At 61.4% G+C, this 21,850-nt stretch carries 20 protein-coding genes; 11 read left to right on the forward strand and 9 right to left on the reverse strand.

Annotated features, from left to right (window positions below; all coding sequences use genetic code 11):
• Positions 1 to 163 precede the first annotated feature (163 nt).
• The 3 genes from serA (at position 164) to QZ501_RS10300 (ending at position 3,630) form a co-directional block, all read left to right on the forward strand.
• Positions 164 to 1,393 carry a phosphoglycerate dehydrogenase gene (gene serA / locus QZ501_RS10290; protein ID WP_151441014.1) on the forward strand — a complete coding sequence of 410 codons (1,230 nt, stop codon included), beginning with the start codon at positions 164 to 166 and terminating at the stop codon, positions 1,391 to 1,393.
• A 20-nt stretch (positions 1,394 to 1,413) separates the two neighbouring features.
• Positions 1,414 to 1,695, forward strand: coding sequence for a hypothetical protein (locus QZ501_RS10295; RefSeq protein WP_151441013.1), 282 nt, complete (start codon positions 1,414 to 1,416; stop codon positions 1,693 to 1,695).
• Between the two features lie 156 nt (positions 1,696 to 1,851).
• A complete protein-coding gene (locus QZ501_RS10300) occupies positions 1,852 to 3,630 on the forward strand; it encodes an SLC13 family permease (RefSeq protein WP_151441012.1) in 1,779 nt (592 codons plus the stop codon).
• A 4-nt stretch (positions 3,631 to 3,634) separates the two neighbouring features.
• On the opposite strand, the gene QZ501_RS10305 is transcribed toward QZ501_RS10300, so the two are convergent.
• Complete coding sequence (locus tag QZ501_RS10305; protein ID WP_160897848.1) at positions 3,635 to 4,291, reverse strand: OmpA family protein; 657 nt, start codon at positions 4,289 to 4,291, stop codon at positions 3,635 to 3,637.
• Positions 4,288 to 5,316, reverse strand: coding sequence for an alpha/beta hydrolase (locus QZ501_RS10310; protein WP_151441010.1), 1,029 nt, complete (start codon positions 5,314 to 5,316; stop codon positions 4,288 to 4,290). The genes QZ501_RS10305 and QZ501_RS10310 overlap by 4 nt, the downstream gene beginning before the upstream one ends.
• A 181-nt stretch (positions 5,317 to 5,497) precedes the next feature.
• Between QZ501_RS10310 and QZ501_RS10315 the strand changes: the two genes are divergently transcribed.
• Genes QZ501_RS10315 through QZ501_RS10325 form a run of 3 tightly spaced genes read left to right on the forward strand, consistent with a single transcriptional unit; the run spans position 5,498 to position 8,774 of the window.
• Positions 5,498 to 6,703: a methyl-accepting chemotaxis protein gene (locus tag QZ501_RS10315; RefSeq protein ID WP_295719262.1), complete on the forward strand. Its 1,206-nt coding sequence runs from the start codon at positions 5,498 to 5,500 to the stop codon at positions 6,701 to 6,703.
• 22 nt (positions 6,704 to 6,725) lie between these two features.
• Positions 6,726 to 7,040 (forward strand): STAS domain-containing protein, encoded by a 315-nt coding sequence (locus QZ501_RS10320; protein WP_151441008.1) that lies wholly within the window; start codon positions 6,726 to 6,728, stop codon positions 7,038 to 7,040.
• 3 nt (positions 7,041 to 7,043) lie between these two features.
• Positions 7,044 to 8,774 carry a SpoIIE family protein phosphatase gene (locus QZ501_RS10325; protein WP_160897846.1) on the forward strand — a complete coding sequence of 577 codons (1,731 nt, stop codon included), beginning with the start codon at positions 7,044 to 7,046 and terminating at the stop codon, positions 8,772 to 8,774.
• Here QZ501_RS10325 and QZ501_RS10330 read toward each other — a convergent pair.
• The 4 genes from QZ501_RS10330 to QZ501_RS10345 are packed head-to-tail and all read right to left on the reverse strand — an operon-like array spanning position 8,755 to position 14,767.
• The gene (locus QZ501_RS10330; RefSeq protein WP_295719266.1) at positions 8,755 to 11,595 is read right to left on the reverse strand and encodes an ATP-binding protein; all 2,841 of its coding nucleotides are present in this window, start codon (positions 11,593 to 11,595) and stop codon (positions 8,755 to 8,757) included. The two genes, QZ501_RS10325 and QZ501_RS10330, sit on opposite strands and share 20 nt — an antisense overlap.
• Entirely contained in the window at positions 11,592 to 12,500 is a 909-nt protein-coding gene (locus QZ501_RS10335) for an alpha/beta hydrolase (RefSeq protein WP_151441005.1), read from the reverse strand. Before QZ501_RS10335 ends, QZ501_RS10330 begins: the two co-directional genes overlap by 4 nt.
• A 25-nt stretch (positions 12,501 to 12,525) precedes the next feature.
• Positions 12,526 to 13,821 (reverse strand): TRAP transporter large permease, encoded by a 1,296-nt coding sequence (locus QZ501_RS10340; protein ID WP_160898108.1) that lies wholly within the window; start codon positions 13,819 to 13,821, stop codon positions 12,526 to 12,528.
• A gap of 28 nt (positions 13,822 to 13,849) precedes the next feature.
• Entirely contained in the window at positions 13,850 to 14,767 is a 918-nt protein-coding gene (locus tag QZ501_RS10345; protein WP_160897844.1) for a TRAP transporter small permease, read from the reverse strand.
• A gap of 166 nt (positions 14,768 to 14,933) precedes the next feature.
• Between QZ501_RS10345 and dctP the strand changes: the two genes are divergently transcribed.
• The 4 genes from dctP (at position 14,934) to QZ501_RS10365 (ending at position 19,807) form a co-directional block, all read left to right on the forward strand.
• Complete coding sequence (gene dctP / locus QZ501_RS10350; protein ID WP_160897843.1) at positions 14,934 to 16,061, forward strand: TRAP transporter substrate-binding protein DctP; 1,128 nt, start codon at positions 14,934 to 14,936, stop codon at positions 16,059 to 16,061.
• A gap of 124 nt (positions 16,062 to 16,185) precedes the next feature.
• The gene (locus QZ501_RS10355; RefSeq protein ID WP_295719272.1) at positions 16,186 to 17,265 is read left to right on the forward strand and encodes an FAD:protein FMN transferase; all 1,080 of its coding nucleotides are present in this window, start codon (positions 16,186 to 16,188) and stop codon (positions 17,263 to 17,265) included.
• 12 nt (positions 17,266 to 17,277) lie between these two features.
• Positions 17,278 to 18,633 carry a magnesium transporter gene (gene mgtE, locus QZ501_RS10360; protein WP_160897841.1) on the forward strand — a complete coding sequence of 452 codons (1,356 nt, stop codon included), beginning with the start codon at positions 17,278 to 17,280 and terminating at the stop codon, positions 18,631 to 18,633.
• A gap of 10 nt (positions 18,634 to 18,643) precedes the next feature.
• On the forward strand, positions 18,644 to 19,807 hold the full coding sequence (locus tag QZ501_RS10365; protein ID WP_160897840.1) for a GNAT family N-acetyltransferase: 1,164 nt from the start codon (positions 18,644 to 18,646) through the stop codon (positions 19,805 to 19,807).
• Between the two features lie 4 nt (positions 19,808 to 19,811).
• Here the strand turns inward: QZ501_RS10365 and QZ501_RS10370 are convergent, their stop codons facing one another.
• The 3 genes from QZ501_RS10370 to QZ501_RS10380 form a co-directional block, all read right to left on the reverse strand.
• A complete protein-coding gene (locus QZ501_RS10370; RefSeq protein ID WP_160897839.1) occupies positions 19,812 to 20,249 on the reverse strand; it encodes a protein tyrosine phosphatase family protein in 438 nt (145 codons plus the stop codon).
• Between the two features lie 304 nt (positions 20,250 to 20,553).
• On the reverse strand, positions 20,554 to 21,000 hold the full coding sequence (locus QZ501_RS10375) for a DsrE family protein (protein ID WP_295719278.1): 447 nt from the start codon (positions 20,998 to 21,000) through the stop codon (positions 20,554 to 20,556).
• Between the two features lie 13 nt (positions 21,001 to 21,013).
• Complete coding sequence (locus QZ501_RS10380; protein WP_151440999.1) at positions 21,014 to 21,208, reverse strand: DUF2892 domain-containing protein; 195 nt, start codon at positions 21,206 to 21,208, stop codon at positions 21,014 to 21,016.
• A gap of 211 nt (positions 21,209 to 21,419) precedes the next feature.
• Between QZ501_RS10380 and QZ501_RS10385 the strand changes: the two genes are divergently transcribed.
• The coding region (locus QZ501_RS10385) for an MBL fold metallo-hydrolase (RefSeq protein WP_295719281.1) at positions 21,420 to 21,850 on the forward strand (431 nt) is incomplete at its 3' end.

The raw sequence follows: 21,850 nt of genomic DNA on the forward strand, positions 1-21,850 counted from the left end.
TAGCGTCAGGATTCCTCCAGGAGCTGTTCAAAATCCGACCAAAAGTCGGGAAAAGATCGTAAGCTATGCTACCATAGCTTCTCCAGCAATGCGGCGAAGACCGCAACTTTCTGATTTCACTTTATTTTTTCGAAAACTCTGACTCAGACGGGAATTTTCTGTCATGGCTAAGACATCACTCGACAAGAGTAAGATTCGCTTTCTGCTTCTTGAGGGCGTTCACCAGTCGGCCGTGGATGCACTGAACGCAGCCGGCTACACCAACATCGAACACATCAGCCACTCCCTGCCGGAGGACGAGCTGCTGGAGAAGATCAAGGATGCCCATTTCATCGGCATCCGCTCCCGCACCCAGCTCACTGAGAAGGTGTTCCAGCACGCCAACAAGCTGGTGGCCGTGGGCTGCTTCTGCATCGGCACCAACCAGGTCGATCTGGAAGCCGCCAAGAAGCGCGGTATTGCCGTTTTCAACGCGCCGCATTCCAACACGCGCAGCGTGGCGGAGCTGGTGATCGCACAGACCATCCTGCTGCTGCGCGGCACTCCCGAGAAAAACGCCGCCGCCCACCGCGGTGTCTGGACCAAGTCCGCCAGCAACAGCTACGAAACCCGGGGCAAGAACCTGGGCATCATCGGTTACGGCAACATCGGCTCACAGCTGAGCGTGCTGGCCGAATCCCTGGGCATGCATGTCTACTTCTACGACGTCATCGCCAAGCTGTCACTGGGCAACGCCACCCAGGTGAGCTCCATGAAGGAGCTGCTGGCGATATCCGACGTGGTGACCCTGCACGTCCCGGAGACCGAATCCACACGCAACATGTTCGGCGCCGAGGAGCTGGCCCAGATGAAGCAGGGCTCCATCCTGATCAATGCCTCGCGCGGTACCGTGCTGGACATTGATGCCCTCGCCGACGCCCTGCGCTCCGGTAAGCTGCTTGGCGCGGCCGTGGATGTTTTCCCGACCGAACCGAAGTCCAACAACGAGGAGTTCGTCTCCCCGCTGCGTGAGTTCGACAACGTCATACTGACCCCCCACGTGGGTGGCTCCACCGTGGAGGCGCAGGAGAACATCGGCTCCGAAGTGGCCGAGAAGCTGTCCACCTACAGCGACAACGGTACCTCCGTGGGCTCGGTGAACTTCCCGGAAGTGGCCCTGCCGGAGCACCCGAACCAGCACCGGCTGCTGCACATCCACGAGAACATCCCGGGCGTCATGTCCGAGATCAACCAGATCTTCTCCGAAAATGACGTCAATGTGTGTGGACAGTACCTGCGCACCAATGATCAGATTGGTTATGTCGTGGTGGACGTCGACAAGGCGTACAGCGATGTGGCCCTGAAGAAACTCCGTGAAGTGAAGGGCACCATCAAGGCACGGGTACTGTTCTGACACACTCTGGGAGGTGTGACATGTCACTGAAGGATACGCTGATCCAGAAACTGGAAACGCAGGTTGAGAGCTGGGAAAGCCGGCTCGAGACTCTTCGGGCGCAGTTCAATGAGTACAAGGCCAAGGCGGAGAACCATCAGGCCACGGAAGAACTCAAGGAAAAGACCGCCAAGCGTATTGCGGACCTCAAGGAGGATATTGATACGGCCCGCACACGACTCGAGGAACTTCGCGCCAGTGGCGAGTCACGCCTCAGTGAGCTCAGGAGCAAGGTTGAGGACTTCCTGAACCGTCGTTCCTGAACCTACCCCCGGGACACCCGCCCAGCCGGGTGTCCGCCTTCTCCTCCCCTTTTTATTAATTCCGTAAACGAATATCAAAATGAACAATAAGGCTTTCTGGTAATATGGGCCAGTGGTAGCCTCTACCGGTATTTCACAGATGACCCGAGAGGCGTAATGGACTGGAACGGCTGGATAAGCCTTATGACCGTGGCCGGTGTGCTCATCACTTTGATGACCACACGCCTTGGGACCGACCTGGTCATGCTCACGGCCCTGATCTTCCTGACCGTCTCCGGCATTCTGACCCACCAGGAGGCACTGGCCGGCTTCAGCAACAGCGGCCTGATCACCGTTGCCTTCATGTACGTGATCGCGGCCGGCATCCATAACACCGGTGGGCTGGACTGGATCATCAAGCACCTGCTCGGGCACCCGCAAACAATACGGTACGCACAGGCCAGGGTCATCGCCCCGGTCGCCGGCCTCAGTGGCTTCCTGAACAATACCCCGGTGGTTGCCACCTTCATCCCGGCCATTGCTCGCTGGGCCCGCCACCACGGCATTCCCGTGGCGCCGCTGCTCATGACCCTGAGCTACGCCGCCATCCTGGGCGGCACACTGACGCTGATCGGCACCAGCACCAACCTCATCGTCAATGGCCTCTATATGGATCTGGCGGATACCGAAGGGTTCCACCTCTTCGATATCACCCGGATCAGTGTGCCGGTGGTGCTGGCCGGCCTTATCTTCATCGTGCTCTGGCTGCCATTCGTGCTCCGTGGCCGCCGGAATAATGGCAGGCAGATGTTCGGCGATTTCCGTGAATACACGGTGGAGATGGCCGTGGCCAATGACGGTCCGCTGGTCGGCCAGACTGTGGAAGAAGCCGGGCTGCGCCACCTTCAGGGCCTGTACCTGGTGGAAATCGAGCGCGAAGGCGGTGTGGTCACCGCCGTGCCGTCCGAAGAACGGCTGCGCAGCGGCGACCGCCTGGTGTTCGCCGGTGACGTCCAGTCGATCATTGAACTGCGCCAGATCCGGGGGCTGGTGCCCTCCACCGAGGAACAGCCCCTGCTTGCCAAGGAGGCACCAGAGCGGCGCATTGTCGAGGCCGTGGTATCCCCCGAGTGCCTGGCGGTGGGCAGTACCATCCGCGAGAGCCGCTTCCGGGAGAAATACGGCGCAGTGGTACTGGCCATTGCCCGCAACGGCAAGCGTATTGAAGGCAACCTCGGCAATATCCGCCTGGAATCGGCGGACACGCTGCTGCTGGAGGCGCGGCCCGTGTTCGTGACCCGACAGCGCTACTCGCGGGACTTCCTGCTGGTCAACGACACGGAAGAGGAAAGCCCGGACCACCGCAAGTCCTGGCGGGCCTGGACCATTCTGCTGGCGGTGGTGCTGCTGGCCGCCACCAACACCCTGTCGATGCTGCACGCCGCCATGGTCGGCGCACTGGCGATGATGGCCACCAAGTGCCTGAACCTGAACCTGGCCCGGCGCAGCCTGGATGGCCATGTGTTGCTGACCATCGCGTGCTCATTCGCGCTCGGTAATGCCATGGACAAGACGGGGGCAGCCGCCTGGCTGGCTCACGGTGTGCTCAGCCTGACAGCGGGGGACTACCTGCTGATGCTGGTGGCCACCTATGCGCTGGTCAACGTCATGACCGAGATGATCACCAACAACGCGGCGGCACTGCTGACGCTTCCGATTGTGCTGGCGATCACCCAGAGCACCGGCATGCCGGCGGAGCCCTTTGTGCTCACCCTGATGATGGCAGCCTCCGCCAGCTTCACTACGCCTCTGGGCTACCAGACCAATCTGATGGTCTTCGGCCCTGGCGGGTTCCGGTTCATCGATTTCATGCGCGCCGGCCTGCCCCTGAATATTCTATGCGGGATCATGACGGTACTGACCGTCAGCACCGTCTATCCCGGCGGGGCGGGCTGAGGCCTCACTCCATGGGCATCAGGTCGATCTCGACACGGCGGTTCTGCTGCCGTCCCTGCTCAGTATCATTGCTGGCGATGGGGAAGCGCGGGCCATAGCCGGTGGTATGAACACGCCCCTGCGCCACGCCCTTGTTGAGCAGGTACTGGGCCACGGACTGGGCGCGCCTCTCACTGAGCTGCTGGTTGTACTCAAAACTGCCGGTACTGTCGGTATGCCCGCCCACTGCGATGGCGGTCTGGTCGAACTCCTTCACCACCAGCACCACGGAGTCCAGCACATTGTAGAAAGACGAACGGATGTTCGACTGATCCACGTCAAAGGTGATATTGCCGGGCATGATCAGCTCAATCTTGTTGCCATCACGCTTGACCCGGACGCCGGTACCTTCGAGCCGCTGGCGCAGCTGTGCTTCCTGGCGGTCCATGTACTGGCCGATACCGGCACCGAGCAGTCCGCCCGAGGCGGCGCCGATCATGATGCCCTTCTCACGGTCACCCTTGCTCGACGTCGCGGCACCAGTGGCCGCACCTGCAACAGCACCGATCACGCTGCCGATAACGGTCTTCGAGGTCTGCTGTTCACCGGTATAGGCGTCCTGGGTGGCACAGCCACTGACCATGGTCGTGCTCAGCGCAACAGCCATCAGCGTTTTTTTCATTCCTCATTCCCCTTTCTATGGACACCGGGCATGACGGCTTCCGCCAGCACCCGCTCAATCTCAGCGCCAACCGCGTCCTGAACCTGGCCCAGGATGGGATCCGCTTCGTTCACCAGATGATGCCTGCCCTCCGGGATCTGGTAAAGCCGCAGGCGCCGAAACTTACGCCGCAGCACGCGCAGGTTGTGCCGCCAGTCCACCGTCATGTCCTGCTCGCCCTGGACCACAGCGAGATCATAGTCCACCGGCAGTGCCGCCTCGATACGCGGGATCCAGCGTTTCAGGGCGGTCACCCAGTTCATGGCCATGAACCGGGACTGCAGCGGATCATGCTCCTTGAGAAAGCGCACGAACTCATTGTCATTACTGTTGGCGGTAAACACCCGCTTCCAGGTCTCCCGGAATGGATTCATCAGCATGTGCAGCCATTTGCCACTGCTGAAGCCCGCCGGCCGCACCAGTGGCGCCAGCAGCACCACACCGCTGAACGCAATGGCGTCCGGTGCCTCACGACAGGAAAGAAGGTAGTCAATCAGAACGGCGCCACCGGTGCTCTGCCCGACGCCAATCCAGGGCCCGGGCACACGATCCCGGGAAAGGCCCAGAACCGTTAGAAGAACCCGCTGGTACTCACGGAAACTCCCGATGGCGGTCGGCCGCCCGCTCGACAGACCATGCCCCGGCAGGTCATAGATCAGCACATTCAGCCCCAGACCGAGACAGTAACGGATCATGCGGGTATAGAGGCCAGCATGGTCAAAGTAGCCGTGGAAAATAAATACGGTCCCATGGGCACCGGGCTGCTCGTAATAATGCGTGGCGATACGATACCCCGCTGCCCGTATCCAACCCAGATGGTGGCGCACCGAAGGGAATTCCGAACCCGGTTCGAGACGGTAGAATGCCTGGTAGGCGGCAACCGTGGTATCCGGCTCCGGGGTCTGCGAGAAACTGAAGGGGGGAAGCGAGGCAACAACCGCGTCGCGGTCCCAACCGGGACGGGTGGCACTGTCGTGCTGCGGCATCCAGACTGATCCTGAACGTAGATTGAACAATACGCGCAGTCCCCGGCAGGCGTCATTCGCGGGATTCCCGTTTGACCCAGCGGCAGGACCGCATAAGCTTGTCTCAGACAACTGTGAAAAAGCCTGTCAATAATGACATCCAGACTGATCCAATGCACGGAACGGTGGCGTAATGCCCGAGATGCGTAGTAGTCGAGCCAACATTACCTCCCCTCCGATCCTGATGTCCGTGGGTCTTGCCATCGTCGTTCCCTGGCTGCACTGGCTCTTTCTGGGCGTGCCCACCACGGCTGCGGTCAGTCTCAGTGTGCTGGGTGTGGCGGGCGTGGGTGTACTCGGTATCTGGACGCTGAATCAGGGGCGTGAAAGCCAGGCGGAGCAGGCCCACGCGGCCGTGAACGACCAGTTCAGCGGCTTCCGGGAGCGGCTTAACGACATCCTCTCCACCTATCAGGACAACCTTGACCGCGTGCGCACCGATACCGGCCAGCTCAAGGGGCTTCTGGACGATTCCGTTCCGGACATGATGAACCTGTTTTTCCAGCTGCAGTCCCACCTGGAAACCCAGGATGACGTGATCCGGCGCATGCTCTCCGCAAGTGAATCCGTGACCGGCAACGACGATGATGGCGACGTCAGCTTCGAACGCATGGTCCAGGATGTCACCGCCGTGCTGGAGAACTTCGTCAACACCATCGTCGAGACCAGCCGGATCTCCGTGGAGCTGGTGGATACCATGGGCCAGATCACGGGCGAAGTGCAGAAGATCGACGGCAACCTGGGCGAAATGGACAGCATCGCCGGCCAGACCAACCTGCTGGCCATCAATGCCGCGATCGAGGCCGCTCGGGCCGGCGAGGCGGGCCGCGGCTTCGCGGTGGTGGCTCAGGAAGTCCAGAACCTGTCCAGCCGTTCCCAGCAGTTCAGTGAGGACATCCGCCGCAACGTCTCCACGGTCCAGGACCTGGTAACCCACGTCGAGCAGTCCATCAACGAGGTGGCCTCTCAGGACATGAACTTTGCCCTGCAGTCAAAGAAATCCGTTGAGTCACTGATGGAGGAAATCCGCACGCTCGACGCCTCGCGCAACGAGGCGGCCAACGAGCTGGCCGGCATCGCCGAGACGGTCAACGAGGATGTGAACACCGGTGTGCGCAAGATGCAGTTCCAGGACATGGTCGACCAGATCCTGCAGCGCGTGAACGACCGGCTGGCGCTGGTGGACGATTCGGTCATCCGCATCCGTGGGCAGACGGACCTGGAGCCGGAAACCTGGCTGCGCGAGCTGGCGGATGAAGTGGAGCGCGCACGCGATGAGCAGACGCGCATCCGAGACAACACGCTGACCCAGGACTCCATGTCCGAGGGCAGCGTAGACCTGTTCTGACCCCAACGAAGGACACTGACCCATGTTCAGCATTGATAAGCACGACGACGGGGAAGGCACTGTCACCCTTAACCTTTCCGGACAGTTTGACTTCAACGCCTACAGCGAATTCAAGCCCAAACAGACGGAAGCGCTGGACACCCCCGGCGCGCAATTCATTGTGCTCGACCTCAGCAAGCTGGATTACCTGGACAGTGCTGCTCTCGGAACCCTGCTCCTGCTGCGCGAGAAAGCCCAGGACCGCAGCATTGAAATCGTGATCCGAGGCGCCACCGGCGTTGTACAGGAGATCCTGGAGATCGCGCATTTCCAGCGCATGTTCCGTTTCATCGACTGATCCATGGAAGCGCCGTCGGAACTGACCATTCTGGTTGCGGAAGACGACCTTCTCAGCCGTCAGCTCCTGCAGTCCTACCTTGATGAGGAAGGTCACCGGGTGCTGGTCGCCGAAAACGGGCGTGAAGCGGTTGAAACCTTTTCCAGGGAATCCCCGGATCTGGTCATCCTGGACGTCAAGATGCCGGTCATGGATGGGTTGGAGGCCTGCCGCCATATCAAGGGGATGATGGAGCAGCGCTGGGTGCCCGTCATGATGATCTCCTCCAACAACGAGGAGCAGGATCAGGCGGCGGGCCTGAACACAGGTGCGGACTACTACCTGACCAAGCCCATCAGTTTCCCGATCCTGGCCGCGAAAGTGCGCAGCTCCCAGCGCATCGCCAACCTCCAGCGCGAACTCGAGCGCCGTAATACCGAACTCTCAAGCTATTATCGGCACAGCCGCGCCGAGAACGACCTGGCGCAGCAGATGATTGACCGGATCATACAGAACTACACCACGTCGGATACCCGGATCCATCAATCCGTACGTTCCCTGGAGCAGTTCAGCGGCGACGTCATATCAACCGTCAACTCGCATTCCGGCAACACCTATGCCCTCATGGCCGATGCCACCGGCCACGGTCTACCGGCCGCCATTACCCTCATGCCGGCCATGGAGATCTTCTACCAGATGAGCCGGCGCGGCTATGGCGTGGCCTCCATCGTGCGCCAGATCAACCAGCGCCTGCGGGCACGCCTGCCACCGAATCACTTCCTCGCGGCCACCGTGGTGCTGATCAACCCCCAGCGCCACGCCCTGATCGCCTGGAACGGGGCCTGCCCACAGGCCTATGTGCTGTGCCCGGAAGGCGCCATCCGCCACCGTATTCCATCGGCCCACCCTCCGCTGGGCGTGCTGGATGATCAGGATTTTGACGACACCGCCCAGCTCTGCACCGTTAACGTCGACGACCGTTTCTTCGCCTGTACAGACGGGCTGGTGGAGGCGCGCAACGCGGATAACGAGATGTTCGGCAGCACCCGCCTGGAAGCCGTTCTGACCGGTTGCAGCACAAACCACAGCCTGGTGGAGTCGGTTACCGACGCAATCTCCCGGTTCCGGGGCACCAGGCTGCCGGACGATGACCAGTCCATGCTGGCGCTGGCCGTTGACACCCCAATGGAGGTGCCTTTCAGCAATGAAGACGGCATCGACCAGCCGCCGGAAAGCAGCGGCGATGACAACAGCATGGCGGGCTGGGACTTCCGGCTTGAGCTCCGCGGTTCCGATATCAGCCGAACGGAGATCGTGCCAACCGTCAACCAGGTCCTGGAAAACCTGCGCCTGGACAGGCGTCTGCGCCAGAAAGCGTTCGTGGTTTTGACGGAACTGCTCAACAATGCGGTGGACCATGGCCTTCTCGGCATGGAGTCCAGCAGTAAGACGGAGCAGGGGTTTGACCACTATGTGCAGGAGCGCCAGCAGCGCCTGGCCGCACTGAACGAAGGCTTCATCAAGATCCTGGCCACCCGCAGCCAGTACCATAACCGCAATGCCCTGAGGCTGATGGTCATGGACAGCGGTTCAGGATTCGATACCACCAGCTTCTCGTCAATGGATTCGGCGGATGAGGTGGCAACCCACGCCTACGGGCGTGGCATCCGAGTCGTGGCGAGCCTGGCCGACCGCCTCCGTTTTCTGGACAACGGCGCCAGCGTGGAGGTTGAGTTCACGATTGATCCGGACTGAGGTTGCGGATCTCCCGCGCCATCTCACGCACGGCCTGATCGAGTTCGGAGAGAGCGGCTTTTTCCGGCAGGCTGCCATCGCGGGCCGTTGTCTCCATATCCGACACAGCCTGCCAGAGCCGGCCGGCGGTGAAGTACCCCACCGCCCCCTTCAACCCGTGCGCCGCCTCGGCCAGGGCCGCCGCGTCATCATCAGCGTGGGCTCTGGCGATCGCCTCCAGGTACTGCTCATGCTGCTGCTCAAACAGATCCTTGAGCGTGCCCATGAGTCGCGGGTTGCCGCCCAGGTTCCTCAGGACCAGATCCCGGTCCACCATGGGTTCCTGCGCCAGAGTGGTTCCCGAGGCCGGTTTGTCGCCGGCAGCACCTTCCTCAACCGTGGCCCCCGTGGTCGGATGCTCACCCTGTGCCAGCCACCGGCTCAACATGCGGTACAGCCCCTGGAACGTCAGGGGTTTGGTCAGGTAGCCATCCATGAAACCGGCCTGCCGGCTGTCGAGATCCGGCGCGCTGTGCGCCGTTACCGCCACCAGCGGGGTGTGGCGCTGATGGCTGGCATCCAGGTCCCGCATCCGGATCGCCACATCATAGCCGTTCATATCCGGCATCTGGATATCCAGAAGAACCAGGTCAAAGACCCCGCCTGAAAACGCCTCCAGCGCCCCGGCGCCATCTTCGCGGCTGGTTACCCGCATGCCCAGTTCCCCCAGCATGGCTTCCCCGACATGGCGGTTGACCGGGTTGTCATCCACCAGCAGCACACTCGGTTCGCCGGCAAAGGACTCCACGCGCATGTCATCCTGGTCGTCCTCCAGGCGGTGCACCTCTGTTTCGGACGCTGCCAGCAGCGGCAGTACGAACGAGAAGGTGGCGCCCTGGCCCTCCTCGCTCTCCACCTGGATGCTGCCCCCCATCAGCTCCACCAGACGCTGGCAGATGGTCAGACCCAGCCCGGTCCCACCATAACGTCTTGCCAGGGACGCATCCGCCTGTCCAAAGGGTTCAAAGATCCTGTCGCGTGCGGACGGTTCAATCCCGGGACCGGAGTCCGTAATCCGGAACGCCAGGTTGCAGGTATCACCGAAGGAGGCACGGGAGTCGATGGCAAGGGTTACCGTCCCCTGCTGGGTGAACTTGAGCGCGTTGCCCAACAGGTTCATCAGAACCTGGCGCAGGCGCTGCTCGTCGCCGTGCAGGTGCCGGGGGACCTGCTCCTCTATATCGAAATGGAGCGTGACGCCCTTACCCTCCGCCTGCGGGCGGAAAAGGTTGTCCAGATTGCGCAGCATACGGTCCAGATCAAAAGGCCGGAGTTCCAGCTCAAGGCTGCGGGCCTCGATCTTGGACAGATCCAGCAGATCGTTGATGATCTCCAGAAGGCCGTTGGACGAATCCTTGAGGGTCGACAGCTGCTCCTCGGCATCCGGTCGTTTCTGATCCCGCTGGAGCAGCTCGCTGATTCCGATAATACCGTTCAGGGGGGTCCTCAGTTCATGGCTGATGTTGGCCAGAAACTGGGATTTGGCCTGGTTGGAGCGATCCGCGTCCTCCTTGGCCTGGCGCAGCCGGTGTTCCAGCTCCTTGCGCCTTGTGATGTCGGTCTGGACGGCCACGAAATTCACCAGCCGCCCCCCATCATCATGCACCGGCTGGATATCCAGATCGAGCCAGTAGGTATGGCCCTGGCGACTGTAATTGAGAATCTCCTGGCGTACCGGTTCACCGTTGGCAATGGCAATGGCGAGCCGTCGCCGGGCCTGCTCATCCGTGTCCGGACCCTGCAGGAAATCCCCTGGCCGCAGTCCACGCACCTCATCCAGCGGGTAGCCGGTCAGTGACTCAAAGCTCGGATTCACCCACTCGATATGATCCTCAGCGTCGGTAATGATGACCGGGTTATCAGTCTTACGGGCCACCAGGGCCAGACGCCGCACCTCACTGGCTGCCTGCTCCTCGCGTTTGCGACTGCTGAGAAGTGCCTCCATGTCCTCGGCCACCAGCAGGAGCACCGGCCGATCCCGGACCCGGGAGGGGGTGATCCTGAGGCTCACCACACGTTCCTGGTCCGCCCCCCTGAGCGTCTCCGAGAAAAGATCCACGGATCCCTGATCCGGGGTGAGAGCCGCCCATTCGCTCAGCCGCTGCGGTGTCAGCGAGGGGAAAATGCCGCTGATGGCCAGCTGTTTGAGCGACTGACGATCGCTTGCTGTCCCTACAAGATCGGCCAGACCGTCATTGACGTAGAGCACCGTGAACGTTGTGGCATCCACCATGGCCACAAAATCATCGCTCTGCTGGATCAGCTCACTCACACGCCAGCCGAAGGTCTCGGCGCGGCGGGTCTCAATGTGTTTCATGACCACGCGCGCCAGCGACTTCAGCGATTCCTTCTGACGCTCATCCAGGTGGCGTGGATGACGGTCCAGCACGCAGATGGTCCCGAGTGCATAGCCATCCGCGTTGACCAGGGGCACACCGGCATAGAACCGGACACCATGGTCCAGCGTCCAGGGGTTGTCATGGAAACGCTCATCCTCGCGGGCATCGGGGATCTCGAACACATCGGACTGAACAATGGCGTGACCACAGAACGAGGAGGAACGCTCCGGAATGAAATGCTCCCGGTTCACACCCACCGCAGCCTTGAACAGCTGCTGATCCCGGTCGAGCAGATTGACCATGGCCATTTCACTGCTGCAGACCTCGGCTGCGACGGCAACGATGTCGTCGAACCACTCTTCCGGGCTCCCGCTGAGCAGTTCGTACTCATCCAGAGCCGCCTGCCGCTCCGGTTCGTTATCCGGGATCGGGGCCTCTTTCATGACAGAAGATGGCGTTGGAAGAAATCAATCTGATCCGCGCATGAGCGCTCGAATCCATCCCCCACGTAGATATCGAAATGCCCCAGGTCCTCGTAACGCTTCAGTTCCGCCCGGCCTCCGGCTCTGCTCACGGCTTTCTCCGCTGCCTCCGGCGGCGCTACGGAATCACGGCCACAGACCTGGATCAGTGCCGGACACGGCAGTCGACGCGCATGGCGCAGCGGACGGTAAAGCGGCAGCTGCAGTGCCAGTCTCGCCGCCAGCTCATTACGCCAGTCTGGAGGCGCAATAGCCCGGTACCCGTCATAGGCATCTTCGGTGGCCATGGCCGCCGTTTCACCCGGGCGGCCAACAATGGGCGCGTACAGGGGGGCGCCGCCCACCAGGGCGCGAAGCTGGTCCCTCAGTGCCAGGGTGCTCAGGCGCAGGATGCCACCGATGCCGGCATAGCTGACCACATTCAGTACAGCAGCCAGGCCGTCCATCATCGGGCCCTGAGCGGAAACCGCTGCAACACCGCCGTCACGGGCTGCTGCCACCAGCACATGTCCCCCCGAAAACGACGATCCCCAAAGCGCGATGCGCTCTGGGTCAATGCCCTGCTGCTGGCGTGCGAAATCAATGGCGCCCTGCCAGTCCGCCAGCTGGCGCTGCACGGACACCAGCTGCCGTGGCTCACCCGCGCTCGCCCCGAAATGCCGGTAATCAAAAAGCAGTACCGCAAATCCAGCCTCTGCAAAGGCCCGGGCATAGGGAACAAGCCCCGCATCCCGGGTACCCCCGAGACCATGGGCCATCACAATACAGGGGCACGGGCTGCGCGCGGGCGTTGCCGGCTGGAACCACCAGCCGGCCAGCGCCTCGCCCTCAACATGGAAACGGACCTCGGCGGGTTCGTGACTCATCAGGACCCTCCCGTCAGGATTGGTATCACCGCATCAGATTGGGCAGGAAGAGTGCGATCTGCGGGAACATGATCAGCATTGCAGTTGCGAACAGCAGGATCATGACAAAGGGCGGTGTTCCGCGGATCACCTCAAGATAGGGCCGCCGGAATATGGCCACGGCCGTGAAGATGTCACACCCGAAGGGTGGTGTTGCCGAACCAATGGCCGCCTGGAGCACCACCAGCGTCCCAACATGCACGGGATCCAGGCCCGCGGACGCAATGGCCGGTGAGAAGATCGGCGTGAGCACCAGGATCACCACGATCGGGTCCACGAACATACAGCCCACGAAGTACGCCACCGCAATCAGGATCAGCAGCTGATAGGGATGCTGGGAGGCCTCGGCCAGCATGTCTCCCAGCAACAGACTCGGAATCTGGGCAAAGGAGATCATCCAGGAGAACGCCATGCCGGCGGCTACCAGAATGAAAACCACGGCGGTGATCATGCCGGTGGAGAGCGCGATCTCGGGCAGCTGGGAAGGCCGCACCTGCCGGTACAGAATCATCTCCAGGAACAGTGCATAGGCCACCGACATCGACGCCGCCTCGGTGGGACTGAAGGTACCGGTGTAGATACCGCCAATGATGATCACCGGGAAGCCGGTGGCCAGGCTGGCACGTTTAAGGGCTATCAGCCGTTCGTTCCAGCTTGCCTTGGGCTGCACCGGTATGCCCTTCCATACCGAGATGCCATAGCAGTAGACCGCAAACAGCGCGAGGATCAGAAGGCCCGGACCGATACCGGCAATGAACAGCGCCCCTACGGAGGTGCCGGAAACCACACCATAGATGATCATCCCGATGGACGGCGGTATGAGAAGCGCGATATCGCTCGCGTTGATGATCAGGGCAATGGCGAAGCGGTCCGAGTAGCCGGCATTGATCAGCTGTGGCCTTAGTGGACGACCCATCGCCACCACCGTGGCCTGGGTGGAGCCCGAAACCGCTCCGAACAGCGTGCAGGAAACCGCCGTGGTGACCGGCAGCCCGCCGCGGATGTGGCCCACAAACTTGCTGACCAGATCCAGTAATCGATTGGCCGTGTGGCCCTTGATCATGATGTCGGCCGCCAGTATGAACATGGGCACGGCCACCAGCACTGTCTGCTCCACACCCCCGATCATCTGCTGGATCAGGGTGGACTCGTTGAGCCCCGAGAACTTCGCGGCCATCAGAAGCAGCGCGCCGGCGGTGAGCGGCACCATCATGGGGTAGCCCATCAGAAGCAGCACGATCATCACAGCGCCGACCACCAGAGCGACATCCGGCGTGGCCATGGAAGACAGGTTGAGCCATTCAATCAGTTCAGCCACGGTCACGCTCCTCAGCCGCATCCTCTTCGGGGTCAAAGCCACCGGTCATACCCGGGTCCACACCCTCTTCCTCGTACTCATCCTTCTGATACCAGGACAGGTAGTTCTCAGGACTGATCAGGTTGCGGACCCCCGCGAGGAAAAACTGGATACCACCAAACAGAAAGCCCAGCGGCACGACCATATAGTTGAGATAGACCGGGAAGCCGGTGGACGACGTCACCCGGCACTGGCCACTGCGCGCTTCCACCATCCCGATGAACACAGTGAAGATCCCCCAGGCCAGAAGCGCCAACACCACCAGCGCCGCCAGCACCATCAGTTGGCGTTGGGTCCCGTCAAAGCGGTCCAGAAGCCGGGCGCCGCCCTCGCTGATCAGGCGGATCAGGTGCCCCGCCAGGGCAATGCCAACCAGTGTGGCCACAATGCCCGCTGCCAGGGGCATGCCGCCAACGGGCAGTGAAAACAGCCCCAGATCAACAGCCTCTGGAAGAACCCGGCAGGTGCGCTGCACGGCGCCAGCATAGTTCCACGCGAAATCCGCCAGCGAGAACAGCAGCCAGGCGGTGGTGAAGCTCACAATAACCAGCAGGATTTTCTGTCCCAGATGGGGGAGCAGGTCGTGCAGCGCCGAAACCCGGATGTGACGGGCATGACGTGCCCCGATACCGATCCCCAGGAAGGTCACCATCACCAGCAGCATCTGGGCCACATCGTTGGCGAACTGCAGACTGAAACCCAGCAGGTTGCGGGCGATGACATTGCCGACAGTCACTGTCGCCATACCCGCCACACAGAGAATCAGTGCACTGCGCTCAAACCAGTCGAGACCCGAGTCGATCCAGTCAAAGGGCGCCTTAAGGGCGTTTCGCCAGCCACCTCCGTGGCCGGCTTGAGGTTGGTCCGTCATGGGACTCTCCGCAGGTCGCTCATACGTAACAATAGTCTGACGATCCGGGGTTCGGCAACATTCCCGTACGCTTTGCCGGAAATTCACGTTCACTGCTTTTGCTGCTGTAAAGATGTGTTATGTTTAATGCGGATCAACAAGAAAATCCAACAGAGGGAGACAGGGTATGAACCAACCTCGCCAATGGCTTACGGGCCTGATCATGCTGCTTGCCATGGCATTTCTCTATGGCTGCTCTGATGGCGGTGACACCTCCAGCGACAGCTCCAGCAGCGGGCAGTCGTCGCAGGAGGAGATGGATCGCGATGAAGAGCTGGCGAAACAGCGCGAGTCCGACACGTGGCGCTTTGCGCTGGAAGAAGTCGAAGGCAGCGTCCAGGACGCCTACGCCCAGGAATTCAAGAGCCGCATTGAGGAGCGTACTGACGGTGAGGTGAAGGTTGAGGTGTACCCCTACGGGACACTCGGCACTTCCTCCCAGCTGACCGAACTGCTCCAGAACGGTGCCATTGAGATCGCCTTCGCTTCCCCGGGCCACCTGGCGGACGCCATCCCGGAAGTCGGCATCTTCACGCTGCACTTCGTGCTGTCCGAGGACCCCGAGGTGAACCGCGCGGTTCTGTCGGATCCGGAGGTCTACGGACTCTTCCAGCCGATGTACAACGAAATGGACCTGCAGCTGCTCGACATCATCCCGGAAGGCTGGATGGTCTGGAGTGGTGACAAGGCCCTGCGCAGCCCGGAGGACTTCGAGGGCTTCAAGATCCGTACCATGACCTCACCGATCCTGGTCGAATCCTATAAGGCCTATGGCGCCAACCCGACCCCGACCCCCTACTCCGAGGTCTACAGCGGCCTCCAGCTGGGTCAGATCGATGGTCAGGTGAACCCGATCTTCGCTATCGAAGAGATGAGCTTCTACGAGGAGCAGGACGTGCTCACTTCCGCACGCCACGCCCAGTTCATCACCACCCTGGCGACCGGCAACAACTGGTTCAACAACCTCTCCGAGGAGCGCCAGGAGCTGATTCTGGATGTGCGTGACAACATGGTGTCCTGGATCAGCGAGAAGCAGCGCGAGTACAACGAGGACCGGCTGCAGACCATTCTCGACGAAGGCGGCACTGAATGGGTTGAGCTGACCGAGGAAGAGCGCGAGGTCTTCCGCGAAGCCAGCAAGGACGTGCGCCAGATCTATCTGGAGCAGGCTGGCGAGAAAGGCCAGAAAGTCCTCGACACCATTCTGGAAAAAGTCGAGACAGCGGAAGAGGACATGGCGGACAGCAACAGCTGATCGCAGCCTTCCTCACGCCACACAAGCCCGGCTCCGGCCGGGCTTTTTTGTGTCCGCGCCACGGATGTTAAGCCGGCCCGGACAGGGTATAATGCCGCCAGTCACTGACCTGCCCGGAGCCGTCATGCCACGCCGTACCGCGCTTCCGCCTGCCCTCATCCTCTGTCTTCTGATCCCACTGATGCTCCTGGGCGGCTGCAGTGATCCCGGCGAGCCGCAAAACCGGGAAGTTCCCGTCACCCGGGTTGAAGGGCGGATCTTCGGTACTTTCTACCAGGTCAGCGTTGCCGGCGAGCTCCCCGAAGAGCGTCGTGAATCCCTGCATGAAGCCGTGCGCGGGGTTCTCGCCAAAGTCGACCAGGGCATGTCCACCTACCGCGATGACTCCGACCTCATGCGGCTCAACAGCAGCACGCCGGGCGACTGGGTCAATCTGCCGGAAGGAGTGATCGATGTACTGCAGGCGGCCGATGACCTCTCGGAACGCACCGAAGGCGCCTTCGATACCACCATCGGCGGCCTGGTTAACCTGTGGAGCTTCGGCCCCGAGGCCCGCCCTACAGAGGTACCAGCGGACGCCACCATTGAGGCGCGCCTGGAACAGGTTGGTCACGGGAACCTCGAGATCAACCCGGAAGCCAACCGTGCCCGGCGCATGACGGACCTGTTCGTGGATCTATCGGCCATTGCCAAGGGCGAGGCGGTGGACCGGGTCTCGGCCCTGCTGGAGGAACGAGGCCATGAAAACCACCTTGTGAACATCGGGGGCGACCTGCTGGCCAGCGGGCGCAAGGCGCAGAACACACCATGGCGCATCGGCATTGAAGTCCCCCGGGACGGGCCACAGAGCCCTCGCCATATACTGCCGCTGGAGGATATGTCGCTGGCCACTTCAGGCGATTACCGCAACTACTTTGAAGTGGACGGACAGCGTTATTCCCACACCATTGACCCACGCAACGGGCGTCCGGTCACGCATTCGCTGGCCTCGGCCAGCGTCTTCCACCCCAGTAACCGGAGGGCGGACGCACTGGCCACGGCCTTCATGGTGATGGGCGTGACGCAGACGCTGGACTATGCCCGCACCCATGACGTTGCCGTGCTCGTTATCGAGCACCAAGACGACCGCTTCCAGACCCGGGTATCCCCGGCTCTTGAACAGATGCTCTCCGAGGAGGATCTGGCAGCGCTGAACACCGACTGACCGGAGACGGCTATGACCGAAACCGCCGAACTCGAATCCGAAGTCCGGACGCTGCTCGAACAGGGCGACCTTGATGCCGCCATTGAGTTCCTCAATAACCGCCACCCCGCGGAAGTCGGTGGGGTTATTGACGAGCTCGACGGTGAAACCGCCTACGCCCTGTTCGACCAGCTCGACCGCCGTACCCAGGCGCGAATACTGCCCTACATGCAGCCGTCCCATCAGCTGAGCATGGTCCAGCACCTGGGCCGTCACGCCCAGGCCAGGCTGCTGACGGACATGAACGCCGACGAACGGGCCGACCTCTACCAGGAACTGCCCGAGGACGTTCAGGAAGCGCTGATGCCCGCCCTGGCCAAGGCCGAACGCGAGGATCTGCTGCGGCTTACCAGCTACCCCGAGGGGACCGTTGGCTCGGTGATGACCAGCGAATACGCCACGGTCCCGGCCCACATCAGCGCCCGCCAGGCCATCGAGCGCCTGCGCCTGCAGGCGCTGAACAAGGAAACAATCTACGTCGCCTACGTGCTCGATACCGAGCGTCACCTGCTGGGGATCGTGACCCTGAGTGGGCTGGTGGTGGCCTCCCCCGGGGAGTCGGTCGAGGACCTGATGCAGACCGAGGTGGTCAACGTTCATACGGACGCACCCAGCGCCGAGGCGGCACGCCTGATCGCCGACTACGACCTGCTGGCGGTCCCGGTGGTGGACGATGAAGACCGCATGGTCGGCATCGTCACCCACGACGATGCCATGGACGTTCAGGAGGCCGAGGCCACCGAGGACATCCACAAGGGCGCCAGCGTCGGCGACCTGCCGGGCAGCCTCAAGGAAACCGCGCTCACAACCCTCTACCAGAAGCGCATCATGTGGCTGGTACTGCTGGTCTTCGCCAACGTTTTCTCAGGGGCAAGCATCTCGCTCTACGAGGACACCATCCAGGCCCACGTGGGGCTGGTGTTCTTCCTGCCGCTGTTGATCGCCAGTGCCGGTAACGCCGGCTCCCAGTCCGCCACCCTCATGGTGCGCGCCATCGCCACCGGTGACGTCATCAGCCGCGACTGGTTCCGCATGCTGCTGCGCGAAATCGGCCTGGGGCTGATGCTCGGGCTGACCATGGCAGCCGCCGTCGCGGCTATCGGGCTCTACCGGGGCGGCGCCGAGTTGGCCCACGTGGTATCGCTGACCATGGTGATCGTGGTGCTCAGCGGCAGCCTCATCGGCATGTCACTGCCGTTCGTGCTCAACAAGCTGAACATGGACCCGGCCACAGCCAGCGCCCCGGTGGTTTCGTTCATCGCCGACGTCGCCGGTATCCTGGTCTATTTCGGGCTCGCCTCCGCGCTGCTGTCCATACCGGCCCAATAGGGAGCGCAACATGGCGTTCATCGACAGCCTCGCTGCTATCGAACCGAGCGAATGGAACCGCCTGCAGGGCACACACTCGCCGTTTCTGCGCCATGAGTTCCTGTACGGGCTGGAAACCACGGGCTGCACCACAACGGCAACCGGCTGGACGCCCCACCACTGGATTGAACGGGATGACCAGGGCCAACTGATGGCGGCCCTTCCCTGCTACCGCAAGCACCACTCATTCGGCGAGTACGTGTTCGACTGGGCCTGGGCAGAGGCCTGGGCCCATTACGGGCGCGATTACTACCCCAAGCTGCTCAGCGCGGTGCCCTTCACGCCCTGCGAGGGCCCCCGCCTGCTGCTGCATCATGACGCGGACGGTGCCAGTACCGGATTCCGCAGTACGCAAGCTGTTCTGGCGGAGTTGGAAGGCGGCTCGTACTCCAGCTGGCACCTGCTGTTCCCGGATGCGGAATCACAGCACCATCTGGATCGCGACCAGTGGCTGCGCCGCCTGAGCTGCGAATTCCACTGGCACAACCCGGGGTTTGCCGACTTCGAGGCCTTCCTGGCCACCCTGAAATCGCGCAAACGCAAGCAGATCCGGCGGGAACGGCGCCTGGTCGCGGACCAGGGCATTGAATTCCGCCACTACTCCGGCCGCAACGGCATTCCGGAGAACGCGCTGGAAGCTTTCCATGTCTTCTACCAGGCCACCTATCTCAAGCGCGGCCAGCGCCCCTACCTCAACCGGGATTTCTTCCAGTACCTGGCGGACCGCATGCCGGAACAGCTCACCCTGGTCATGGCTGTCCACCAGGGCCACTACGTGGCCGCTGCTCTCTTCCTGCACGATGAGCAGCGCCTCTACGGCCGGTACTGGGGCTGTCTCGAGGAGTACGATCAACTCCACTTCGAGGCCTGCTACTACCAGGGCATCGACCTCTGCATCGAACGGGCGCTGAGCCGCTTCGACGCCGGCGCCCAGGGCGAGCACAAGCTCAAGCGCGGCTTCCAGCCGGAGCTGTTCGAATCCTTCCACTGGGTGGGCGATAAGCAGCTGAGGCCAGCGGTCGCGGATTTCTGCCGACGCGAGGCGCAAGCCATCAGGGCCTATACTGAAAAGGCAGCTCAGGAGCTGCCTTTTGTATCGTCTTCGACCTCTCCCGGCCCCGGGAGTTCGAACTGATCAGCTAGTCAGAAGCACCCAGGCCAAGTCGCTCACGCACGCCCGGCTCAAGGCTGTCCAGCCCTACGGCCCTGCCTTCCTCCAGGGCGATTTCTGCCGGAACGCCGACTTGATGCCGGTACAGGGCCCACATCGCCCCCGCGCGGTTACCACTGGCGCAGTGCATGAGGATGGGGTAGTTGCCCTGTTCCGAGACGATTCTGGCGAACTCATCCACCTGGTCCGCCGTGGGTGGCCCCCCAGATACGCTGATGCCGTGGAACCCCAGTCCTGCATCACCGGCCGCGTCACGCTCATCGCTCAGCCCCTCTTCTGGAGTGAGGAGGCTGACCACGGTTCTGAACCCCATCTGCTTCAGTTCCGGCATAGCACCAGCAGACACATGGCCGCCTGTTCCGATGTACGGCGACGGCCGGTTGTAATTGGACACAGCCTGTGTCATGACATCGCCGAAAGGCGCCATCCCAGCATCAATGCTCGTATCAAATGGCTGTCCACGCTGTGACGCGCCCTGACTGATGGAGGACTCATCAGGCGACTCATTCCAATGGTGAACATGGGAGCAACCTGACACGCCCAGGCTGATGCTGAGCGCCAAACCCAGCATTAAGGCTGGCTTGGTCAACTGGTTCGTCTTCATAGACCTCTTCCTCTCTTTGAAAGTTTGACTAATTCTTTGGCCTCACCAGAAGGAGGCCAATCCGGGGCAGCTGAGCTGGTGCCGCGACCGCCCCTGGCACCTCCGGTCAGAATGCAAACACCCGTACTTCAGGATCCCGCATCAGGGCGCTCATCTGGGAAGGTTTGGCCACAGAGACACCATCCGCAAGATCCGACTCCATGTATTCGCTGTTAGGCAGATAAAGTGCGCAGACGGAGACAGATGCCCCTTTCTCCACGAGCCCATTCAGCATTTGAGCCGGCGTAACCTTTTTAGGCTCGAGGGCTGTGTTGCCATCCTGGTTAGCGAGCGCGAGGTCGCCGGCGGCGTCACACAGCAGCACCTCAACCTCAGCTCCCTCCTGGGCCATGGTGTTACCCAAAACCATTGCCATTCCCTGAGTCTGTGGCGAACTGCTTGAAAGGATGATCATCACCTTCCCAACAGCTCCATCATGGCCCGACGCAGAGACGCTCATGGGCAAACAGACCATCAGCGCAAGCACCACTGTCCCAACCGTTCTCTTGATCATAGTGTCCCCCCTTTCAACGGTTGCCGGCCTTGCAGGTGCTGATCCCGATCAAGCTGTAAGCCGGGCAATTGCCCATAGCAGCCGTCGCTAGAGGAATCAGACCGATCAGGCCCCATGCACTTTCAGGTCCGATAAAAACCAGGGCGACCAGAACCACCCCGACTATGGCACGAATGCTGCGATCCAAAGCACCGATATTGACTGTCATGACTCAATCTCCCGAATTTGTAATCCTTAAAGGAATATTGTTATTCCTTCAAACACTATGCTGCGCCTTCATGCTGCGGAATTCAATCCGACTTTCATTGAGCCAAGCTATCAAAGGCAGAGGCTTAATATTTCGATTAAGTCTATCGTTATAATTATTAGAGTGTTCTAATTGTGAAATAGGTGACCAACCGTGCAGAGGTGACGACGCTATGAATAGCCCACAGGTACAACACTTTTTCGACGAACCCACAAACACATTCAGCTACGTGGTTCAGGACCCTGACAGCAGGGCCTGCGCCATCATCGATTCGGTATTGGATTTTGACTACGCGGCGGGACGCACGGACGTGCGGTCGGCTGACGAGATCATCCGTTTCATCAGAGACAATCAGCTAGAAGTTGAATGGATCCTCGAAACCCACGTCCATGCTGACCACCTCTCTGCCGCCCCCTACCTGCATGAGCAGCTGGGTGGCCAGACAGGCATCGGCCATAAGATCATGGAAGTTCAGGATATTTTTGGAAAAGCCTTCAATGCGGGAACTGAGTTCGCCCGTGATGGCAGTCAGTTCGACCGGCTTTTCAGTGAAGGGGACACCTTTACCATCGGCAATCTCGAGGCGAGCGTTCTGCACACCCC

Source organism: uncultured Halovibrio sp., assembly GCF_913056445.1.
In the GTDB taxonomy this organism is placed as follows: Bacteria; Pseudomonadota; Gammaproteobacteria; order Pseudomonadales; family Oleiphilaceae; genus Halospina; species Halospina utahensis_B.